The organism is Pseudomonas hormoni (assembly GCF_018502625.1).
Taxonomy (GTDB): Bacteria; Pseudomonadota; Gammaproteobacteria; order Pseudomonadales; family Pseudomonadaceae; genus Aquipseudomonas; species Aquipseudomonas hormoni.
The window spans coordinates 3,761,067-3,780,797 of record NZ_CP075566.1 but is presented as its reverse complement, the minus strand read 5'-3'; the positions used below and the strand labels follow the sequence as shown (position 1 = coordinate 3,780,797).

General features: G+C 61.3%; 20 protein-coding genes. 7 read left to right on the top strand and 13 right to left on the bottom strand.

Translation table 11 applies throughout. The annotated features are described in order from the left end of the window. Positions 1-35 precede the first annotated feature (35 nt). The 4 genes from dsbG to KJF94_RS17555 form a co-directional block, all read right to left on the bottom strand. Complete coding sequence (gene dsbG, locus KJF94_RS17570) at positions 36-806, bottom strand: thiol:disulfide interchange protein DsbG (RefSeq protein WP_214377543.1); 771 nt, start codon at positions 804-806, stop codon at positions 36-38. After that, positions 782-1,648, bottom strand: a complete 867-nt coding sequence (locus KJF94_RS17565; protein WP_214377542.1) for a TlpA disulfide reductase family protein — start codon at positions 1,646-1,648, stop codon at positions 782-784. The genes dsbG and KJF94_RS17565 overlap by 25 nt, the downstream gene beginning before the upstream one ends. Then, the gene (gene dsbD / locus KJF94_RS17560; RefSeq protein ID WP_214377541.1) at positions 1,648-3,384 is read right to left on the bottom strand and encodes a protein-disulfide reductase DsbD; all 1,737 of its coding nucleotides are present in this window, start codon (positions 3,382-3,384) and stop codon (positions 1,648-1,650) included. Before dsbD ends, KJF94_RS17565 begins: the two co-directional genes overlap by 1 nt. A 98-nt stretch (positions 3,385-3,482) precedes the next feature. Further along, positions 3,483-4,196 carry a hypothetical protein gene (locus KJF94_RS17555; protein WP_214377540.1) on the bottom strand — a complete coding sequence of 238 codons (714 nt, stop codon included), beginning with the start codon at positions 4,194-4,196 and terminating at the stop codon, positions 3,483-3,485. A 358-nt stretch (positions 4,197-4,554) separates the two neighbouring features. On the opposite strand from KJF94_RS17555, the gene KJF94_RS17550 reads away from it, so the two are divergent. The 5 genes from KJF94_RS17550 to KJF94_RS17530 all read left to right on the top strand — a co-directional run bounded on the left by KJF94_RS17550 (position 4,555) and on the right by KJF94_RS17530 (position 9,062). Continuing rightward, positions 4,555-5,238 (top strand): response regulator, encoded by a 684-nt coding sequence (locus KJF94_RS17550; protein WP_214377539.1) that lies wholly within the window; start codon positions 4,555-4,557, stop codon positions 5,236-5,238. After that, on the top strand, positions 5,235-6,560 hold the full coding sequence (locus tag KJF94_RS17545) for an ATP-binding protein (RefSeq protein WP_214377538.1): 1,326 nt from the start codon (positions 5,235-5,237) through the stop codon (positions 6,558-6,560). Before KJF94_RS17550 ends, KJF94_RS17545 begins: the two co-directional genes overlap by 4 nt. Before the next feature lie 217 nt (positions 6,561-6,777). Then, on the top strand, positions 6,778-7,299 hold the full coding sequence (locus KJF94_RS17540; RefSeq protein ID WP_214377537.1) for a GNAT family N-acetyltransferase: 522 nt from the start codon (positions 6,778-6,780) through the stop codon (positions 7,297-7,299). A 41-nt stretch (positions 7,300-7,340) separates the two neighbouring features. Further along, on the top strand, positions 7,341-8,753 hold the full coding sequence (locus tag KJF94_RS17535; protein WP_214377536.1) for an aspartate aminotransferase family protein: 1,413 nt from the start codon (positions 7,341-7,343) through the stop codon (positions 8,751-8,753). 81 nt (positions 8,754-8,834) lie between these two features. Continuing rightward, positions 8,835-9,062 (top strand): MbtH family protein, encoded by a 228-nt coding sequence (locus tag KJF94_RS17530; RefSeq protein WP_027925781.1) that lies wholly within the window; start codon positions 8,835-8,837, stop codon positions 9,060-9,062. A gap of 1,020 nt (positions 9,063-10,082) precedes the next feature. Here KJF94_RS17530 and KJF94_RS17525 read toward each other — a convergent pair. The 8 genes from KJF94_RS17525 to KJF94_RS17490 are packed head-to-tail and all read right to left on the bottom strand — an operon-like array spanning position 10,083 to position 16,327. Then, positions 10,083-10,985: a metal ABC transporter substrate-binding protein gene (locus KJF94_RS17525; RefSeq protein ID WP_214377535.1), complete on the bottom strand. Its 903-nt coding sequence runs from the start codon at positions 10,983-10,985 to the stop codon at positions 10,083-10,085. After that, positions 10,985-11,884, bottom strand: a complete 900-nt coding sequence (locus KJF94_RS17520; RefSeq protein WP_214377534.1) for a metal ABC transporter permease — start codon at positions 11,882-11,884, stop codon at positions 10,985-10,987. Before KJF94_RS17520 ends, KJF94_RS17525 begins: the two co-directional genes overlap by 1 nt. Next, on the bottom strand, positions 11,884-12,732 hold the full coding sequence (locus KJF94_RS17515) for a metal ABC transporter ATP-binding protein (RefSeq protein ID WP_214377533.1): 849 nt from the start codon (positions 12,730-12,732) through the stop codon (positions 11,884-11,886). The genes KJF94_RS17520 and KJF94_RS17515 overlap by 1 nt, the downstream gene beginning before the upstream one ends. Then, the gene (locus tag KJF94_RS17510) at positions 12,729-13,655 is read right to left on the bottom strand and encodes a metal ABC transporter substrate-binding protein (protein ID WP_214377532.1); all 927 of its coding nucleotides are present in this window, start codon (positions 13,653-13,655) and stop codon (positions 12,729-12,731) included. Before KJF94_RS17510 ends, KJF94_RS17515 begins: the two co-directional genes overlap by 4 nt. A 35-nt stretch (positions 13,656-13,690) precedes the next feature. Continuing rightward, complete coding sequence (locus tag KJF94_RS17505; protein WP_214377531.1) at positions 13,691-14,263, bottom strand: DUF6162 family protein; 573 nt, start codon at positions 14,261-14,263, stop codon at positions 13,691-13,693. Then, entirely contained in the window at positions 14,260-14,589 is a 330-nt protein-coding gene (locus KJF94_RS17500; protein WP_214377530.1) for a hypothetical protein, read from the bottom strand. Before KJF94_RS17500 ends, KJF94_RS17505 begins: the two co-directional genes overlap by 4 nt. Further along, positions 14,586-15,128, bottom strand: a complete 543-nt coding sequence (locus tag KJF94_RS17495) for a thiamine pyrophosphate-binding protein (protein WP_214377529.1) — start codon at positions 15,126-15,128, stop codon at positions 14,586-14,588. The genes KJF94_RS17500 and KJF94_RS17495 overlap by 4 nt, the downstream gene beginning before the upstream one ends. Further along, positions 15,125-16,327 (bottom strand): PepSY-associated TM helix domain-containing protein, encoded by a 1,203-nt coding sequence (locus KJF94_RS17490; RefSeq protein ID WP_214377528.1) that lies wholly within the window; start codon positions 16,325-16,327, stop codon positions 15,125-15,127. The genes KJF94_RS17495 and KJF94_RS17490 overlap by 4 nt, the downstream gene beginning before the upstream one ends. 300 nt (positions 16,328-16,627) lie before the next feature. Here KJF94_RS17490 and leuC point away from each other — a divergent pair, with 300 nt between their 5' ends. Next, on the top strand, positions 16,628-18,049 hold the full coding sequence (gene leuC / locus KJF94_RS17485) for a 3-isopropylmalate dehydratase large subunit (RefSeq protein ID WP_214377527.1): 1,422 nt from the start codon (positions 16,628-16,630) through the stop codon (positions 18,047-18,049). Next, a complete protein-coding gene (gene leuD, locus KJF94_RS17480; protein WP_214377526.1) occupies positions 18,046-18,660 on the top strand; it encodes a 3-isopropylmalate dehydratase small subunit in 615 nt (204 codons plus the stop codon). Before leuC ends, leuD begins: the two co-directional genes overlap by 4 nt. A gap of 114 nt (positions 18,661-18,774) precedes the next feature. Here leuD and KJF94_RS17475 read toward each other — a convergent pair whose 3' ends face one another. Next, positions 18,775-19,725 carry a LysR substrate-binding domain-containing protein gene (locus KJF94_RS17475; RefSeq protein WP_214377525.1) on the bottom strand — a complete coding sequence of 317 codons (951 nt, stop codon included), beginning with the start codon at positions 19,723-19,725 and terminating at the stop codon, positions 18,775-18,777. Positions 19,726-19,731 lie beyond the last annotated feature (6 nt).

The window sequence follows — 19,731 nt, the reverse complement described above, 5'->3', positions numbered from 1 at the left end:
AGAGGCCGGCAAAAACACTAAAGAATCAGGAAAAACTACTTCGGCCCGAGAATCTTCACCAACTTGTCCGGCGAAGGCGCACCTTGCTGCTGTTGCAACTCACCCTTGTCGTCCATGTAGAAAATCGCCGGCGTCGCCTGCAACTCCAGGTCTTCCATCAACTGCATGTTCGCCGCCAGTTTCGCCTCTATCGCTGGCGGTATGTCTTTGAGGGCCTTGAGCGAACTGGCCTTGCCGGCACCTTCGTGCTCTTGCAGGGCTTTTTGTGGATCCTTGGCCGCCAGCAGCGCGGCTGATTTGCCCGGACTGTCCTCACGAATAATGCCGACCATGATGTGCCGCAATTGCACCTTGCCGGCCTTCACCCACGGCCGCGCCTGTTCCCAGAACATGTTGCAGTAAGGGCAGTTCGGATCGCTGAACAGGTACACCACACGTGGTGCGTCCTTGTTGCCGTCACCGATCCAGTTGCTGGCTTCCATCTTGCCCCAGACTTCCTTGGCCATCGGCGCGTAAACCAGCTTCTGCAAGGGCGCGCTGCTCAGGTCATTGCCTTCGGCGTCGTACAAACTGCCCAGCAACACATGTTTGCCATCCGGGGTCAGGTACAGGGCCATGCCGCGGTTCTGGTACTGCGCGGCATAACCGCGCAGACCGTCGGGCGCGTCGAACTGGCCGACGATTTTGGCGCCCTTGGCTTCGATCTTCTTGATCGCTTCGGGCAGTTCTTCAGCGGCCTGTACCGACGGCAAGTGCAGCAGGGCGGCGCCCAGGGTCAGCGTCAGCAGGTGGCGGAGGCGGGGCATGGCAATTTCCTTGAAGAGGTGGCCGGTACGGCAGGATTCGGGGTCTCGAAGTTTTCCAGGGCGCGAGCCAGGCTGGCTTCCGACAGCTCGCCCAGGTGGCTGCCCAACAGGCGACCGTCGGGGCTATAGAACAGCGTAGTCGGCAACGCCATCGAGCCGACCGCCTGGCCCAACCGGCCACTGCCGTCGAACAGCACGTTGGACAGGCTCAGGCCCTGGGTTTCCAGAAAGGTGCTGACGCTTTGCATGCTTTCGGCCTGATTGACGAACAGAAAGGTCAGGTCCGGGCGGTGTTGCTGGGCGTTTTCCAGTACCGGCATTTCCCGACGGCACGGCGGGCACCAGGTGGCCCAGAGATTGATCACCAACGGTCCGCCCTTGTAGTCCGCCAGTTGCACGGTTTCGCCAGCGGCATTGCGCAGGGTAACGTCCGGCAGGCGCGTGCCTTGTTCGTAAATCGTCAGCGAGAAGGTGGCCAGCACCCAGAACGCCAGGCCGCTGGCCACGCCGAAGCCCAACGGACGGCGCAAGCCCGGCCGACGCCAGCCGCGATACAACGTGGCGAGTAACAGCACGATCACGCCGGGCAACGCGAGGAAACCGCCGTCGCGCAAGTCGATGACTTGCCACGGATCATTGCGATAGTGCGTCCAGTAGAGCGCCACGAAGCTGACCCGGGCGGCCAGCATGCCGATCAGGAACAGGCTGAACAGCGCCGACTCGGGATTCTCGCCACCGCGCTTGGCCGCCCGCCAACCGACAAACGTCGCCAGCGCCAGGGCACTGATCAGCAGCAGGTGGTTAAGCGCGATGGCAAACGTGCCGAGGGTAAAAGTCAGCATTAACGGGCGTCTCGGGTGGTGGTCCAGCGTTGCAGGAAAGTGTCGGCATCGACCTCGCCGGTGATGCGCTGGCTACGACGCTCGATGCCGTCGGCGCCGATCCACAGAAAACTCGGTGGCCCCGGCACTTTATATCGGCCGAGCAGTTCGCGGCTGGCGGCATTGTCGGCGGTGACGTCCAACCGTAGCAAGCGCACGTCGTTCAAGGCGTCAAGGACACGGGTTTGGCCGAAGACCTGTTTTTCCATGACCTTGCAGGACACGCACCAGTCGGCGTAGTAGTCCAGCAACACCCATTGGCCCTGAGCCTGCGCCGCGTCGAGTTCCCGTTGCAACGCGGTCGGGTCCTTGATCGTGGTGAAGGCGTCGTGGCCAACCGGGCGGGCGACATTGCTCGCATTGGCAGTGCTATAGACCTGCAGCGGTTTCAACAGGTCATCACTGCCGCCTGCCGCACCGATCATCAACAGGCTGCCCCAAACGCCGAGCAACAATGAGCTGGCACCGAACAGATGCGCGACGCGGCCGAAACCTTCCGACTGTTTCCAGGCGCTGTAGGCGGCAATCAGCAACAACGCACCACACAGGCCGATCCACAGCGATTCGTCCAGCACCGGCCGCAGCATCAGCAGGGCCGTGGCCAGGAACAGGAAGCCGAATACGCCTTTGAGCAAGTTCATCCATGCGCCGGGTTTAGGCAGGAAGCGATTGCCGACCGTCACCAGCAACAGCAGCGGCACACCGATGCCGATGCCCATGGCGAACAGAATCAACCCGCCGTGCAACGCGTTGCCGCTTTGCGCGATGTAGAGCAGGGCGCCCGCCAGCGGCGCGGTCATGCACGGGCCGACCAGCAAACCGGACAAGGCGCCCAACACGCCCGCACCGATCAGGCTGCCACCACGCTGATTACGGGAGACATTCTCCAGCCGATCCCGCACAGCCACCGGCAATTGCAGTTCGAAGAACCCGAACATCGGCAGTGCCAGCAACACGAACACCGCGGCGAAAGAGCCCAACAGCCAAGGGTTTTGCAGCAGCGCCTGAAGGTTCGCACCGAGCAGCGCCGCCAGTACGCCCATCGCTGCATACACCAGCGCCATGCTCACGACATAGCTGGTGGCCAACGCAAAACCGCGTTTGGGCGTGGCGCCACTGCCAACGATCAAACCGGCCAGAATCGGCAGCATCGGCAACGAACAAGGGGTGAAGGCCAGCAACAGGCCCAGACCGAAAAACACCAGCAAACTCCAGCCCAGCGCCCGTTGTTGCAGGCCGCTGGCCAGGGCTTGGTCCGGGGCTTCGTCAACCACGGACGTGACCGCTTTTCCGCCCAGATCCACGACCTGGGTTTGCGGCGGATAACACAGACCGGCATCGGCGCAGCCCTGGAAACCCACCTTGATTTGCCCTGTGGCGCCCGCCGGGATCTTCAGTTCCAGGCCTTGACGATAGACTTGCTGTTCGCCAAAAAACTCATCGCTGTGGGATTCGCCTTGGGGCAATGTCGGCTTGAGCTCGGCGGGCAGGCCATCAAACTTCAGGCGTTGCTGGTACAGGTAGTAACCATCCGCGATCTGCCAGTAGAGCTGTGTTTCCCCGGACTCCAGGCGTTCGGAGGTGAAAATGAACGCTTTTTCGACGGGTAGAAAGTCGGGTTTGGTTTCGAACGGGTTGGTCCCCGCCTGGGCCAGACCCGAGATCAAGAGAGCAAAAAAGAAAAAAAGTCGACGCATGGTTCAGGCTTGTCCTTGTGCAAGTGAGTGCACAATGGTGGGTGGCGATTAACCGGTGATTAACCGCCACGCAAGACTGCCATGGGCCGTGATGAAGCTCAGTCGCGCAGCAGACCGGGCCACGTGTCGTCACTGACTACATAACGGTCTTCGACTTTGTTGTCCGGGATGTTGTAAACGAGGCACTCGTTATTGGTCAGGAAGATGTATAGGAGACTACTGGCAAACGTTCGATCATTTTGTGCGGCAGTAATGATTCGATGCATATATGGCTCCAGGCCGGGCCATGTGGTGTTGTTGATGGTTTCAATCCTCACTGAAGCCTCAATATCCTGTGCGCTTCCCAAGTCGACATACAGCGATTTGCCGTTGTTCATGAGAAGTCTGATTGGCGCCCGTCCAAATGACGAGGTGCGCCACCATGTGCCGAAGATGATATTGTCAAAATACGGAAGAAGGCACTTCCATATCGATTTGGCAACAGGGGTGCGACGGATAACTTTGTCTGTGTCCTGGTCATATTTGCAGACCATCGGCACGCGATCATAATAGAAAAGCCAGAGATGATCCTGGTCGGTATTATTCGAGCGTTCTACTTCAACATGCGTGGTGGTGAACCCAAATCGTAAGTCTTTGACGTGCTCGTGAAAGTCGTGCCAACTACTATGATTGATCGCTTTCGGGAAGCCCTCGGCTGCTTTTTCATCTGCGATATCAAATCGAGTGTAAGTGTTACTGTCTTTGAAGAAGAAATAAATTTTGTCTTTCCCAGAGCGCCAGTCAACGGCAACAAAGTTTTTAAGTTTTGACATGGTCTGATTCCTTTCGTTTTTAGAGAGCTTTTCAAGTGTGTTGAAAAAGATTGAGTAAAGTAGGTTTCAATATGTTCTTTACTGAATCTTGGTTGTGTCGGGTTCTGGTTTTAATTCTATAGCTTGATAGAGGGTGGGCGTGGTGTTTTTTAAAAAGTATTTGTTGCGGTGTTTGGCAGAGTGAAGATGAGGTGTCTAGTTGTAGTTGGTTTGTATCGCGGCCGTACTTTGCACTTGTACAGGCTTTTGTTATGCAATATTTAGCGTCAGGATTTCTGCTTTTATCCTGTCTCTGACTTCGACATAATCGAGGCTTAATGTCGATTTGATTGAATAGCCGTTTTTAATGGAGCTCACCATGCACGTACTGGTTTGCGAAGACGATGAGCTGATTGCCAGCGGCATTGTCGCCGGCCTCACCGCTCAGGGCCTGACGGTGGAGCACGTGGCCACGGCCTCGGCTGCCCGGGCGATGCTCAAGGTCGCCGAGTTCGACGTGATGGTGCTCGACCTCGGGCTGCCGGATGAAGACGGTTTGAAGCTGTTGCAGCAGTTGCGAAACAGCGGTCTGGAAATCCCGGTGCTGATCCTCACCGCTCGGGATTCGGTGACCGATCGCGTCGACGGCCTGCAAGCCGGTGCCGATGACTACTTGCTCAAGCCGTTCGACCTGCGTGAACTCGCCGCGCGCCTGCATACCCTGTTGCGACGGGTGGCGGGGCGCAGCGTCAACCTGATCGAGCACGGCCGTCTGACTTATGATCCGAGCAGCCGCGAAACCATGCTTGGCGGTCAGCCGGTGGATTTGTCGCGACGCGAGCAATCGCTGCTGCAGGCCTTGCTGCATAACCGTGGTCGGGTGCTGTCCACCGAGCAGTTGAAAGACAGCGTCTACGGTTTCAACGATGAACTGGAAAGCAACGCCCTCAACGTGCATATCCATCACCTGCGGCGCAAACTGGGTAACGGCATTGTTGAGACCGTGCGCGGCCTGGGTTATCGCCTCGGGCCGGCCGATGGTGGAGAGGAATTGAAAAAGTGATGAGCCTGCGTTTGCGCCTGAGCCTGACACTCGGTGCCGCCTTTGCGCTGATCTGGGCCCTGGCGGCAGCCTGGATGCTCAGCGACCTGCGCAACCAGATGATGTTTTCCCTCGACCAGCGGCTGGTGGCATCGGCGCGCATGGTCGCCGGCCTGATGGAACAATTGCCAGCCTTGCCGACCAAGGGCGAGGGCACCCATTTCAGCGCGGAACAACTGAACATTCCGGGTGGCATGGCGTGTCAGGTCAGCTCCCTGCGCGGCGAAATCCTCGCCCGCAGTCACACCGATCCGCAACAAACCCTGGAAGCCGAGAAAATGGGCTTCCACGATCAGATGATCGACGGCGCGCCGTGGCGCAGCTTCACGCTGGCCCGTGGCGATCTGCGCATCACCACTGCTGACCGCCAGATTGAGCGTGAAGCCCTGAACATGTCGATCCTGCTGGCCGCCTCGGTGCCGGTCGGCGTGGCATTGCTCGGTTGCCTGTGCCTGCTCTGGCTGGGTATCGGCCAGGGGTTGGCGCCGCTGAATCGCATGCGCGATGCCTTGATGCGACGCAGCGCCGACTCGCTCGAACCTTTGCAGATCCAGCCGCTGCCCAGCGAATTGCAACCGTTGCTGGATACCCAGAACCAGTTGTTCCAGCGTATCGGCAAGACCATCGAGCGCGAACGCCGACTGACCGGTGACGCGGCCCACGAATTGCGCAGCCCGCTGACAGCGATCAAGACGCACCTGCAAGTGGCGCGCATGACCGACGGCGCAGCGCGGGATCAATCCCTGGCCCGGGCCGAGGAGGGCGCCGACCGCCTGCACCGGACCCTTGAGCAACTGTTGCTGCTGGCTCGGGTCGAGGGCAGCCTGTCGTTCGACGATGGTGTGCAATGCAGCGCCGAGCAAGTGGCGAAACTGGCGATTCAGGATGCCGCCAGCGGTGATCGTCAGCGGATCAAATTCAAGGTGCCGCCGGTACTCTCCCATGCCCCGGTGCAAATGCCCGCCGTGCTGTCGATTGCGGCGCTGCGCAATTTGCTGGACAACGCGCTGCGCCATACCCCGAACGATGGTCCGGTGGAACTGAGCCTGGAGACCACCGGTAGCCGCGTACAGTTTGTGGTGCGCGACCATGGCCCGGGCATTGCCGAAGACGATCTGCAACACCTGACGCAACGCTTCTGGCGCAACGGCCAGAGCACCGGTTGCGGCCTGGGGCTGGCGATTGTCCAGGCGATCGTTCAGCGGTGTGGTTGCACGCTGCATTTCGACAGCCGGCCGGATGGCTTGCGGGTTGAGTTGAGCATGCCGTTGCAACCGGTCTAATCAACCACATACACCCTGTAGGAGCCGAGCTTGCTCGCGATGGCGGCCTGATATTCAACGTTGATGTTGACTGTACGGACGCCATCGCGAGCAAGCTCGGCTCCTACAGAAGATCGGTGTTGCACATCAAATGTAACTTCTCTCCATTGGCATTTCTGTCACCTGCGACGCTATCGTCCCCGACAGCTTTTTCTCAATGGATTGAGGTCACAGCGCCATGGATGCCCCCCTACATATTTGCAAGGCAACCCCCGCCGACGCCGGCATCATCAGCCGGATCGTCGATTGTTCGATCCGCGTCGGCTGTGCGCTCGATCATCGCAACGACCCGCGAACCGTCGCCACCTGGACTCACAGCAAAACTACTGAACACATTAAATCGTGGCTGACCGATCAACGGTTGTACCTGAATGTCGCCCTGTTGCAGGACAAACCGGTCGGCGTAGCGATGGCGGCGGTCAGTGGCAAGGTCGCGTTCTGTTACGTACAGCCGGAGTGGTTTCGACGCGGTGCAGGACAGGCGCTGGTACACGATCTCGAAAGCTGGTTGATGGACAAAGGCTTGGCCAGGGCCCGACTCAACAGCACCCGAACCAGTGAAGCCTTTTACCGTCATCTGGGTTATCAGCCCTGCGCCGAAACCTTCACCGTCGCCGGACTCCACGCCATCCCCATGCACAAGGCGCTGACGCCACCTTCACAGAAAGCTGATCAAGGGTCTAAATCCTCGGCGCGCTGATGCGTTTCCAGAACAGGAAAACCTTATTGAGGGGTCGAGAGATGTCAGTCGCTACCAGCCTTATGGAAGATCAGTCGGCCCGGATCACTCCGGCGCCGGCCGAGACGCTGTATCAGTTCAACGAATCGCCATTGCTGGCACGCCAGAGTCAGCAGGAATCGAATGCCCGCAGCTACCCGCGACGCATTCCCCTGGCCCTGAAGCGTGCCAAGGGCATTTATGTCGAAGACGTTGAAGGCCGCAGTTTCATTGACTGCCTGGCCGGCGCCGGGACGTTGGCCCTGGGGCATAACCATCCGGTGGTGATCGAAGCGATCCAGCAAGTGCTGACCGATGAACTGCCGCTGCATACCCTCGACCTGACCACACCGGTCAAGGACCAGTTCGTCCAGGACCTGTTCGGTCTGCTACCGCCGGCGCTCGCCGCTGAAGCAAAGATCCAGTTTTGCGGCCCGACCGGCACCGACGCGGTGGAAGCTGCGCTGAAACTGGTGCGCACCGCCACCGGGCGTAGCACCGTGCTGTCATTCCAGGGCGGTTATCACGGCATGAGCCAGGGCGCGCTGAGCCTGATGGGTAGCCTGGGGCCGAAAAAACCCTTGGGCGCGTTGCTCAGCAGTGGCGTGCAGTTCATGCCGTATCCCTACGATTATCGTTGCCCGTTCGGCCTCGGCGGCGCTCAAGGCGTGCAGGTCAATCTCAACTATCTCGATAATTTGCTCAACGATCCCGAGGCCGGCGTGCAATTGCCAGCCGCCGTGATTGTGGAAGTGGTTCAGGGTGAGGGCGGGGTGATCCCGGCTGACCTTGACTGGTTGCGCGGCGTGCGGCGCATCACCGAGAAGGCGGGCGTGGCGCTGATCGTCGACGAAATCCAGAGCGGTTTTGCCCGCACCGGCAAGATGTTCGCCTTCGAGCACGCCGGGATCATTCCGGATGTGGTGGTGATGTCCAAGGCCATCGGCGGCAGCCTGCCACTGGCGGTGGTGGTGTATCGCGACTGGCTCGACACCTGGCTGCCGGGCGCCCATGCCGGGACGTTCCGCGGCAATCAAATGGCGATGGCTGCGGGCTCCGCAGTGATGCGTTATCTGGTCGAGCACAAGGTCTGCGCACACGCTGCCGCCATGGGCAAACGCTTGAGTGAACACCTGCGTATTCTTCAACGAGACTTCCCGCAACTGGGCGATATTCGCGGTCGCGGCCTGATGCTCGGCGTCGAACTGGTCGACCCGACGGGCGCGCCGGATGGTCAGGGTCATCCGCCGATTTTTGCTCGTCTGGCGCCGCTGGTGCAGCGTGAATGCCTCAAGCGTGGGCTGATTCTTGAGCTGGGCGGCCGTCATGGCGGTGTGGTGCGTTTCCTGCCGCCCCTGGTGATTACCGCCGCGGAAATCGATCGGGTCGCGGAGATTTTCGGCCGGGCCATGGCCGCTGCCACCGCCGGCCTCTAAATTTTCCGGGCCCCGGAACGTTCTTTCTACATAACGGCTGCGCACGCAGTGCAGCCCACCTTACAGCGATGGAGAGACACCATGACGTCAGTATTCGACCGCGAGGACATCCTCTTTCAGGTCGTGGTCAACCACGAAGAGCAGTACTCGATCTGGCCCGACTACAAAGCCGTGCCGGAAGGCTGGCGCACCGTGGGCAAGAGCGGGCTGAAAAAGGAATGCCTGGCTTACATCGAAGAAACCTGGACGGACATGCGTCCGTTGAGCTTGCGCAGGAAGATGGAAGAGCAGGCGGCTGTGGCTCACTAACGTTTTCGCGCAAAGAGAAGCCCGCTGGACCGGTAAGGTCAGCGGGCTTTTTTTGCTTTGGGCGTTGTGTTGTCTGGAGGTGTGTTTCGTGAGTACACATTGATCCCTGTGGGAGCGGGCTTGCCCGCGATGGCTGAGTGTTGGGCGACATAGGGTTTGATGGTGTACATATCCGTTTCTGCGGTAACGGCCACTTAGGGTTCCGCCCTGACGGCGGGTTACTTGGAGAAGCGCCAAGTAACCAAGCGCCTGCGCCCCTGACGTACGGTGGCTCGCTAAGGCTCGCCATTCCCTCGCTCCGGTCCTGCTCCGTGGGCCCGCCGCCATCGGCCATCCATGGCCGGGGGCGGCTACCGCGGCATCCTTGCCGCGGTGCCCACTACGCAGAACCTGCGCTCGGCCTTCCGACGGGGCAGATCAAAATCAAAAGCCAGATCAAAAGCAAAAGCGAGGCGGCCTGATAGCCGGCCTGAAGTTCGTCAGGTTCATCGGGGTGAACACCGATGTCATACCCCCAACAATCCCCCTGTAGGAGCGAGCTTGCTCGCGAAAAACGTCCAGGCAATGCGTTCATCCAGGCAGGACGCATCATCGTTAACGTCCATCGCTGGCAAGCCAGCTCCTACAGGGGAATGCGTACGATCAATGAGCCAGGTCGGCCCGAAGGCCGCCTCGCGGTGCTGTGGCGGTGTTCGCCCTCTCGAGAGGCCGAGTGGAGGTTCTGCGCAGTGGGCAACCCGGCATGGATGCCGGGTTAGCCGCCCCCGGCCATGGATGGCCGATGGCGGCGGGCCCACGGAGCAGGACCGGAAGGAGGGCATGCCGAGCATTAGCGAGGCACCGAACGAAAGGGGCAAAAGCGCTTGGTTACTTGGCGCTTTTCCAAGTGACCCGCTGTAAGAGCGGAACCAATAGCCGCCGTTACCGCAGCAACGGATATGTACACCAAGAGCAATCAATGGAATCGAGCCAGCTCCGAACAGCGTTCCGACGAAGAACGATAACGCGGTACGGCTGACGTCAGGCGCCACTCAACCCCTTAATCACCAAATCCACATTCCCCTCCAGCTCACCCACCGGATCCTCCGCATCCACACTCAACACCACCAACCGGCTACCGGCCTCACTAATCACCGCTTTCACCGCCTCCGAAGGCTGCCGATGATGCAACACCACCGACACATCATTGTCCTTCAGCGTCGCACCCAATTGCTTCAGCGCTTCGGGCGTCCACTCGGCATCCGGCCGCGCATCGAGCCCAATCAGCTCCAGATTGAGCCCGCCAATCAGATAGCCAAAGTGATCGCTCAAGCTCATCACACTCAGGTTATCGGCACTGGCCATACGCGCTTCGCTGTCGGCACTGAACTTGAGCAAGCGCTGCTTGAGCGCCGCCAGGTTCGCCTCGATTTTCGGCTTGGCCTCGGGCGCCAGGCGCACCAGGTCCGCCGCCATCACATCCGCCATGCGCCCCATGTTGTTGCTGGAAAACCACGGCTGACTGTTCAAGCCATCTACCTTGTTGCCCGGTTGCACAGCGATGCCGGGCAGGGCGCCGTCCACCGGGCGCGCGGCATCGACTTCGATAATACGAATGTTGCTGCGCCGGGAGATCGGGTACAGCGGATCATCCGCCCACAGCGAGCGCAGACCAATCACCGCATCGGCATCCGTCGCCAGTTTCGCCAGCGCCGGCGCGCCACGCCCGGTGAAGTAAGCGGTCTGACGGCTGCCGGGCAGGTTCGCCGGTGCCGCACGTTCAAGGTTGACGTTAGTGCCCTTGAGCAACACTTCGCCCAGCCCGTAAGTGATCGGCAGGGACGCCAGCACGTGCAGCGGTTTGGCGCTGTCCGCCGCAAACGAGGTGTTAACCAGCCCGCACAGGGCGACGGCCAGAGTCAGTTGACGCAGAGAAAATGACATTATCCAAGGTTCCCTTTCAGACTGGGGACAACACCGCGCGCTATGGCGGCGAGGGCGAAGGCGATACCGGCCACCAGAATGATCGCGGCGCCGGACGGCATAGGCAGGTCGAAGACAATCGGTGCAAGAATTCCGCACAGCGTGCTGACCGTCGCGATCAACACCGAGCACCAGAAGAACCCCTTCAGCGACTGGCTGAGTAAGCGCGCCGCCGCTGCTGGAATCACCAACAACGCACCGACCAGAATCGCACCGATGACTTTCACCGCCGCCACGGTGATCAGCGTCACCAGAATCACAAACAGGTAATCCAGGGTCTTTACCGCGACGCCACGCACCGCCGCCAGTTGCGGGTTGAAACTGGCGAGCATGATGCGGTTGTAAAGCGGCAACGCCAGCGCCATGACCAGCGAACCGACGATGGCCAACACCAGCAAATCGTTGCCGTTGACTGTCAGCACCGACCCGAACAACACGTTTTCCAGAATGTGCACGTTGATCTTGCCCGCCAGAATCAGCAGCAGGCTCGCGCCCAGCGCCAACGACACCGACAGGAACACGCCGATCAGCGTGTCCGGCGCCAGACCCGTACGGTTGCGCAGGTAGTTGAGCAAAATGCCGAACAACAGGCAGTAACCGAACAGGCTGCCATACGGCCCGGTGTAGGGCTCGCCGAGCAGAATGCCGATGGCCACGCCGGTCAATGCGGCATGACCCACGGCTTCGGAGAAAAACGCAAAGCGCTTGACCACCACCAGCGTGCCCAGACCGCCCAGCACCGGGCCGATCAGCAACCCGGCGAGCAGGGCGTTGACCACGAATCCATAGGCCAGCGCTTCAGGCAGATAACCTGAAGATGCCCAACCCTGAACCATCAAACGAAAGGCTTCGTAACTCATCAGGCAGCGCTCCGTGGATGGGTGGAGAACAGCGTCAACAATCTTTCGGGCGTCAGTGCCTGCTTCGGTGTGGCATCGAACAGCACCCGGCGATTGAGCCCGGTGACGCGATCCGCCAGACGCCCGACCGCTTCCAGGTCGTGCTCGATCCACAGCACAGTGATGCCGCTCTTGCGCCAGTCCCCCAGCAACCGCTCAAACACCTGAATACCCGCCTCATCGAGGGCCGACATCGGCTCGTCGAGCACCAGCAACTGCGGCGCCGGAATCAGCCCCTGCGCCAGCAACACGCGCTGACGCTCGCCACCGGACAGCGCGCCCATGCGCCGCTTGCGCTTGTCCTGCATGCCGACCCGCTCCAACGCCTCACCAATCGCCGCCGCGTAATGCTTGCTCAAACCGAGAAACGCCGGACGCCGTTGACACATGGCAGCCATGAAATCGTCGACGGTCATCGGCAACCCGCGATCGAATTCCAGTGCTTGCGGCACGTAGCCGATGGTCCCGGGTTCACCCGGCCATTGCAGGCTCAGGCGACCCTGATGCGGCATCTGCCCGAGCAGGGTCTTGATCAACGAACTCTTGCCGCCACCGTTGGGGCCGACCAGCGCATGCACGCTGCCGGGCTGCACCTGGAAGGTCACCTTGTCGAGGATCGTCGTGCGACCCAGCGTCAGGCTGACCTCCGCAAAGTCTAGGGTTGGCCCCGAAACCTGTGGGAGCGAGCCTGCTCGCGATTGCGGTGTGTCATTTAACGATGATGTCGGCTGACTGGACGCCTTCGCGAGCAGGCTCGCTCCCACAGGGGATTCGGGGTTGGTCGAACCGATAGTTTCTTTAGCCGTCATGCGCCCGACTCCTGAATCGCCCGGACCACGGTGTTGAGGTTGCCGGTCATTTCCTTTTCGTATTTGTCGGCGGTGTATTCGCCATAGGAAATGTGCGACAGCGGGTACAGCTTCACCCCGGATTCACGTTGGATGGTGTCGACGTAGGTCGACGGGAAGTCCATCTCCGAGAAGATCACTTTCACGTCCAGTTCGCGCAGTTGATCGATGGTCTTTTTCAGCTGGCTCGGGCTCGGCTCGATGCCGTGCGCCGGTTCGACCACGGCGGTCACTTCCAGGCCGAATTCGCGCAACAGGTAGTCATAGGCCGCGTGAACCGTGGCCACCCGCAGTTCGGCATTCGGCGCCTGGGTCAGTTTCGCCAGGGCGTCGGCGCGCATCTGCCGCAGGCGTTTGCCGTAGGCGCGAGCGTTCTGGGTGTAGGTCTTGGCGTTGTCCGGGTCGAGCTTGCCCAGTTCACGGGCGATGTTGTTGACCTGGGCGATGGACGCGCTGATCGACAGGAAGGTATGCGGGTTCACGACCTTGCCGGCACCGCGAGCGGCGACACCGGTGGCGGCCAGCAGCGGTACGTTTTCGTTGGCCTCGATCACCGGCACGTTCGGCGTTTCGCTGGCAGCGATCATGCGGTCGGCGAAGTCGTCATGGCCGACGCCGTTGAGCACGATCACGTCCAGCCCGCTGATGCGCTTGATGTCTTCGGCGCGGGGCTCGTAGGCATGGGGGTTGAAACCGGCCGGAATCAGCGGCACCACTTCAGCCTTGTCGCCGACGATGTTGGCCACGTAGCTGTAATAAGGGTGCAGGGTGATGCCGATGCGCAGGCGCTTGGCTTCGTCGGCGCTGGCCAGGGGTGTCAGCAGGCAGGCGAGCAGCCCGACCAGCAGCAGGCGCAAGAAAGAGCGTTGAGATGAAATAGGCATGGGAAAGCGGTCTTCTCTCGGGTGAAGGCGAAGGTTCAGTGCCGATGCTGGCGGGTCACGCCGGCATCGAATTGCGCGACGATCTGCTGCCAGCCGGCGCTTTCCAGCGCGGCGTCAGTGAGGTCGGTCGGGGCCTTGAGGTCGGCGGCGCGGTTGAGCCAGGTGTCCGGCGCGTCATCCTCAGCGGTCAGGCGCATCAGAAACGAACCGGCCACGGCGGGCGCCTGGCTCTGGCCGAAGTAGGCCTTGGCATCAAGCAATTGCCAGGCATGAGCGCCACGGCTGACGGAACTGTCGTCCTGGGCAAACGGCGCAAAGCCCTCGTCGGCGAGGGTTGCAGGTGTCGGCAGGGTTTGCTGTTCCTGACGCAGCAGGTGAATCTCGTCCAGCGTCACCCGCAGGTCGGCGTAGATGCCTTGCTCGGAAGCGCTCAGGTCGCGGCGCGCATCCAGTTGATGGCTGCTGACGTTGCTGGTTTCCTGGGACTCATGGCGCCAGGCGACCACCGAGCCGGCGACCGCCAGGATCATCAGACACAACAGCAGCACATAGAGGGTTTCATGGCCGGCACCGGCCGGGCGGACGACGTGCGTAGTAGGTGTACTCATGGGGCTTCGATGTCCGCTTGGTCGATCTCGACGACGTGGCCGGGGCCGGCATCGAACAGCACGTAGAACTCGGCGCTGGGTTTCTTGAAGGTCAGTTTGGAATCGGCCCCGAGCTTGCCCGGCACCAGGATGGTTTCGTCGTAGCCGATCACATCGAGGGTCACGCCCGGTGCGCCGCTGCCGTCGGAGAAACCGCCGGTGCACTGGATCTGCTCGGCGTCGATGGCCTTGCACTCGCACATCGGGTTGTGGGCCAGGGCACTGGCGCTGAAACCCGCGCACAGCACCAGCAAAACAGCGTGGAGAGGGCGAAGTGCGTTGCTCATGGTTTGCCTCCTTGTTTGTTCAGCCACTCCAGGGTGGCGGGGGATGCCTGGCTCAGCGGAATGGACGCTTGATGCATGGCGCCGTCCCAGCCTTCCATGGTGATCCACAGCTCGGCGTCGGCCTGGGTCTTTTCCGGGATCGGCAGCATGGCGCCCATGCGGTAAGGCGTGCCAAAGAAAATCACCCCGGCGGCGCGCAGGCTGCGCGGCTTGCCAATGCGCAGGTAAGTGGCCTTGACCTGCTCGCGGCAGCTGTCGCACAACGCCGCGTTGAAGCTCTTCATGTAACCGGCCGGGCCATCGAGGCGCGGTGCTTCGTTGCGGAATTCCGCCAGACGCAGGCTCCACGGCCCGACCTGAACTTCCCCGATTTCCCGCTCACCCAGGCCGGTGTCCCCGCGAAACAGCGCGGCATCGGCGAAGTATTTAGGCATGAAGCCCAGCGGCACCAGCAACAGCAGAACGTTGATGTGGAAGCGCCATTTGTGCCAGAAGCGGCTCAGTCTTGAACCCGGTTTTTCGGCGGCGAACAGGCTCATTGGCTGACCTCCGTGGTGTCGCGGCTCGTGGCTTGAGCGGCATCGGCAGTGCGCGGACGTTTGTTGCTGCGCTTGAGGGCGTTGGCCGTGGCCAGGGCGGTGCGCTTGGTCCAGATCAGCAGGCCGCTGAGGACCATCATGCTCAGGAGCAGGCCAAAGAAGAACCAGATCAGCTTGATCCAGATCCCGCCGAAATCACCGGTGTGCAGCGGCCGCATCGATTCGGTCACCAGCTCCAGCCCGGAGCGGTCCGAGAGCAGGCGGGTGACGGCAACATCGCCGGTGTACGGGTTGATCTCGGCGGTCTGGAACATCAGCGGATACCAACTGCGGCCGCCCACCGAGAGGTAACTGTAGGCATTGGCGGGCAGGCTGACGAAGCTGTCTTCGAGGCCGGGAATGCGTTCCTTGGCTTCGCGGATCGCGGTTTCCAGGCTGATCATCGGTGCTGGCGAGCCATCGGCGGTGAGGGGCACGCTTTCTCGCGGAACCACGGGCGCCACCGGGGCGGTGGAAATTGTGATCTGGTTATCGAACATGAACGCTTCGATCAGGAACCAGGTACTGGTCACGGAAATCACTGCGATGAACCAGATCGACCAGATACCGCTGAGTCGGTGAAAGTCGCCCCAGAAAATCCGCGCGCCATGACGAATGCGCACGGTCGGCCGCAAGAAACCTTTCCAGAAGCGTTTGTAGACCACCAACCCGGTAATCAGCGAAGCCAGCAGCGGCAGGCTGAGAAACGACACCAGGTACCAGCCCCAGCTGTAGCCGTTGGTGAACGGCACCAGCCACCAGCCATGCAAGGCGCGGGTGAACGCCCTGAAGTTGAATTGCGGGGCCGTGCCCTGGATCACGCCGCTGTAAGGGTTGACGTAAACCACCACCGAACGGCCGTCGGGATAGGTGACTTCCACGTCCAGGGCGAAATGCGATTCGTCGGGTCGGCTGATGCTCTCGACCAGGACCTGCGGCTCGGCCTGCTTGATCGCCGCGATGAGCTGGTCGTAGCTCAGCAGCGGTGCATCGTCTGCGGGTTGGCTGGCGCGCATCTGCGGGTTGGCCAGCCAGACGATTTCCTGGCTGATCACCGCCAGCGTGCCGGTCACACAGACGATCAGCACAAAAAACCAGATGGGCAGTGCCAGCCAGCTATGGACCAGAAACCAGATTTTTGAACGGGATTTCTTAGACATGATCAAGGTCTTGTAGTGATGAGAGGGCCTTGGCTGCGGGCTTCCCAGCGTGGGGTCCATGAAAAGTACGGTCGTGGCTTTTGCCTACGCGAACCGACTGCATCTATATAAGACGAATGAGAATCAGAAATCCCGAACCGGGATATGAAAGTAAATGTTTCGTATTGCTGAGAACACAGATCCCTTGATCCAACACGAAACATGGTTCACGGGATCACTCTCCGGCCATTGATGGGGCCGGGCGACTGCCTAAGATGGGGCGCAGACGCCTGAAACCCGCGAGCCTGAGCGAACAATCCCATGACTTCAGCAAGAACCCTTTACAACAAACACATCGATTCCCACACGGTGTGTCGTCTCGATGACCAGGGCCACGTCCTGTTGTACATCGATCGCCAGGTCATCAACGAATACACCAGTCCCCAGGCATTCAGCGGTCTGCGCGAGGCCAGGCGCGGGGTCTGGCGCCCCGGCACCGCGCTGGCGGTGGTCGATCACGTCAACCCCACGGCACCGAATCGCGTGGCCGCCATGCCGGACGCCGGCGGGGCGCGGCAGGTGTCGTACCTGGCGGAAAACTGCCGGGACTTCGGCATCGAATTGCTCGACATCCTCGACAAGCGCCAGGGCATCGAACACGTCATTGCCCCGGAGCAGGGCTTCATCCTGCCGGGCATGGTGATTGCCGCAGGCGACAGCCACACCACCACGTACGGCGCCCTCGGCGCGTTCGGTTTCGGCATCGGCACCTCGGAAATCGAACACCTGCTGGCGTCCCAGACCCTCGTCTACAAACGCCTGAAAAGCCTGCGCGTGACGGTGGACGGCGTACTGGCGTCGGGGCTGACGTCCAAGGACGTGATCATGGCGCTGATCGGCCGGATCGGCGCGTCCGGAGCCACGGGCTATGCCATCGAGTTTTGCGGTTCGACCATCGATGCGCTCAGCGTCGAGGCGCGCATGACCATTTGCAACATGGCGGTGGAGGCCGGGGCGCGTGGCGCGTTCATGGCGCCGGATGAAAAAGTCTTCGCCTACCTAAAGGACAAACCCCGCGCGCCCAAAGGTGCGTTGTGGGACCAGGCCGTCGAGCAATGGCGCGCCTTGCACAGCGACGCCTATGCGCAGTTCGACCGCGAAGTGTCGCTGGACGCCAGCGCGCTCGAGCCGATGGTCACCTGGGGCACCAGCCCGGACCAGGCATCACCGATCGGCGCCCGCGTGCCGGACCCGCAAGATGTCAGCGACCTGATCCTGCGCCAGGACATGCGCCGCGCCCTGACTTACATGGGCCTCGAAGCGGGCATGCCGCTGAGCGACATCGTCATCAGCCACGCGTTTATTGGTTCCTGCACCAACGCCCGTATCGAAGACCTGCGCGACGCCGCCAGTGTGGTGCGCGGCAAACACGTCGCCGAACACGTGCGGGCGATGATCGTGCCGGGCTCCACCGAAGTGCGCAATCAGGCTGAAGCCGAAGGCCTGGCGGCGATCTTTATCGAGGCCGGGTTTGAGTGGCGTCAGTCCGGCTGCTCGATGTGCCTGGCCATGAACGACGACGTGTTGGCGCCGGGCGACCGCTGCGCCTCCAGCACCAACCGCAATTTCGAAGGCCGCCAGGGCGCCGGCGCCCGCACGCATTTGATGAGCCCGGCGATGGTCGCCGCAGCCGCGATCACCGGCCGCTTGACCGACATCCGCCACTTTGGAGACCGCGCATGAGCCTGCAACCGTTTACCCACGTCAGCGGCAAGGCTGCGCCGATGCTGGCGGCCAACATCGACACCGACGTGATCATGCCCAAACAGTTTCTCAAGGGCATCGACCGCGCCGGGCTGGATCGAGGGTTGTTTTTTGATTTGCGGTTTTTACCGGATGGTCGACCCAACCCCGAGTTCGTGCTGAATCAGCCAGCGCGGCAGGGTGCGAGCTTCATGGTGGTCGGACCGAATTTCGGTTGTGGGTCGAGCCGGGAGCATGCGGTCTGGGGCTTGAAGCAGATGGGTATCCGCGCGCTGATCGGCAGCAGCTTTGCCGGGATCTTTTACGACAACTGCCAGCGCAACGGCGTGTTGCTGATTACCCTCGATGAGTCGGTGTTGCAACGGCTCGGCCGGGTCGTCAGTCAGGCTGAGGGTGCGCAGATCAGTGTTGATCTGCAGGCGCAGGAGATTCGCCTCCATGACGGCGAGGTCATCCCGTTCGAGATCGACACCTTGCGCAAAACCGCGCTATTGCTCGGCCTCGACGCCATCGGTAGCACCTTGCAGCGTAGCGACCAGATCAAAGCCTTCGAACGTGAGCATCTGGCGGCAAATCCCTGGCTGAGCTGAAATCGCCTTCGCGGGCAAGCCTCGCTCCTACAGGGATCGCGCGTTATTCGCGGACAATACAAAACCTGTAGGAGCGAGGCTTGCCCGCGAAGGGGCCCACCAATACACCAAAAATCAAACCGACAACCCCTCGAAATGCGCCTGCAAAAACTCCACACACGCCCGCAACTTCCCCGAGTACGCCAGCCGTGTCGGGTACACCGCCCAGACGTTGGCGCTCTGACTGTACTCGGGCAGCAACTGCACCAACCGCCCCTGATCCAGCAACGGTTTCACATCCCACAATGACCGCAGCACCACACCTCGCCCGTCCAGTGCCCACTGCAAGACAATCTCGCCGTTATTGGACGACAGCGGTCCGCTGACCCGCACGCTTTCTTGAACCCCGTCGCGTTCCAGATTCCAGATGCCGAACGCGTTGTCGCGCTCCTTGATCACCAGGCAATGATGCTGCTCCAGTTCGCTTAACGTCTGCGGCACACCCTGGCGTTGCAGGTAACCGGGCGCCGCACACACCACCCGCCGATTGCTCACCAGGCGCCGGCCGATGTGCTGACCGGGAATGTCGTCGCCGACACGGATCTCCAGATCGAAGCCTTCACTGACAATGTCCACCACCCGGTCGAACAGGTCGAGGCGAATCTCCAGGTCCGGATAACGCTCGGCCAGCAACGACACGGCCGGCGCCACGTGGTGACGGCCAAAACCGAAACTGCTGCACAGATGCAGACGCCCGCGAGGGCTGTCGTGGGCGTCGGAGAGTTCGTCGTGCAGTTGCTGGAAGTCATCGAGAATGCGCAACGCCCAGCGCTGCACGCGCTCGCCGTCCTCGGTCAGCGCGATGCGGCGGCTGGTGCGGTGCAGCAGGCGCGTGCCGAGGGTGGTTTCGAGAATCTGGATGCGTTTGCTGACGTAGGCGGGCGACAGGCCCAGTTCATCGGCGGCGGCGGCGAAACCGCTTTTGCGCACGACGGTGAGGAATACACGCAAGTCTTCGGGAAGGGGCACGGTGTCTTTCTTGGTGGTCATGACAGAACGGGCATTGGCGGCATGAGCCGCCAGCATAGCAGC

Coding starts and splice junctions, on each gene's coding strand:
- dsbG (WP_214377543.1), bottom strand. CDS start 806: ATGCCCCGCCTCCGCCACCTGCTGACGCTGACCCTGGGCGCCGCCCTG.
- KJF94_RS17565 (WP_214377542.1), bottom strand. CDS start 1,648: ATGCTGACTTTTACCCTCGGCACGTTTGCCATCGCGCTTAACCACCTG.
- dsbD (WP_214377541.1), bottom strand. CDS start 3,384: ATGCGTCGACTTTTTTTCTTTTTTGCTCTCTTGATCTCGGGTCTGGCC.
- KJF94_RS17555 (WP_214377540.1), bottom strand. CDS start 4,196: ATGTCAAAACTTAAAAACTTTGTTGCCGTTGACTGGCGCTCTGGGAAA.
- KJF94_RS17550 (WP_214377539.1), top strand. CDS start 4,555: ATGCACGTACTGGTTTGCGAAGACGATGAGCTGATTGCCAGCGGCATT.
- KJF94_RS17540 (WP_214377537.1), top strand. CDS start 6,778: ATGGATGCCCCCCTACATATTTGCAAGGCAACCCCCGCCGACGCCGGC.
- KJF94_RS17535 (WP_214377536.1), top strand. CDS start 7,341: ATGTCAGTCGCTACCAGCCTTATGGAAGATCAGTCGGCCCGGATCACT.
- KJF94_RS17530 (WP_027925781.1), top strand. CDS start 8,835: ATGACGTCAGTATTCGACCGCGAGGACATCCTCTTTCAGGTCGTGGTC.
- KJF94_RS17525 (WP_214377535.1), bottom strand. CDS start 10,985: ATGTCATTTTCTCTGCGTCAACTGACTCTGGCCGTCGCCCTGTGCGGG.
- KJF94_RS17520 (WP_214377534.1), bottom strand. CDS start 11,884: ATGAGTTACGAAGCCTTTCGTTTGATGGTTCAGGGTTGGGCATCTTCA.
- KJF94_RS17515 (WP_214377533.1), bottom strand. CDS start 12,732: ATGACGGCTAAAGAAACTATCGGTTCGACCAACCCCGAATCCCCTGTG.
- KJF94_RS17510 (WP_214377532.1), bottom strand. CDS start 13,655: ATGCCTATTTCATCTCAACGCTCTTTCTTGCGCCTGCTGCTGGTCGGG.
- KJF94_RS17505 (WP_214377531.1), bottom strand. CDS start 14,263: ATGAGTACACCTACTACGCACGTCGTCCGCCCGGCCGGTGCCGGCCAT.
- KJF94_RS17500 (WP_214377530.1), bottom strand. CDS start 14,589: ATGAGCAACGCACTTCGCCCTCTCCACGCTGTTTTGCTGGTGCTGTGC.
- KJF94_RS17495 (WP_214377529.1), bottom strand. CDS start 15,128: ATGAGCCTGTTCGCCGCCGAAAAACCGGGTTCAAGACTGAGCCGCTTC.
- KJF94_RS17490 (WP_214377528.1), bottom strand. CDS start 16,327: ATGTCTAAGAAATCCCGTTCAAAAATCTGGTTTCTGGTCCATAGCTGG.
- leuC (WP_214377527.1), top strand. CDS start 16,628: ATGACTTCAGCAAGAACCCTTTACAACAAACACATCGATTCCCACACG.
- leuD (WP_214377526.1), top strand. CDS start 18,046: ATGAGCCTGCAACCGTTTACCCACGTCAGCGGCAAGGCTGCGCCGATG.
- KJF94_RS17475 (WP_214377525.1), bottom strand. CDS start 19,725: ATGCTGGCGGCTCATGCCGCCAATGCCCGTTCTGTCATGACCACCAAG.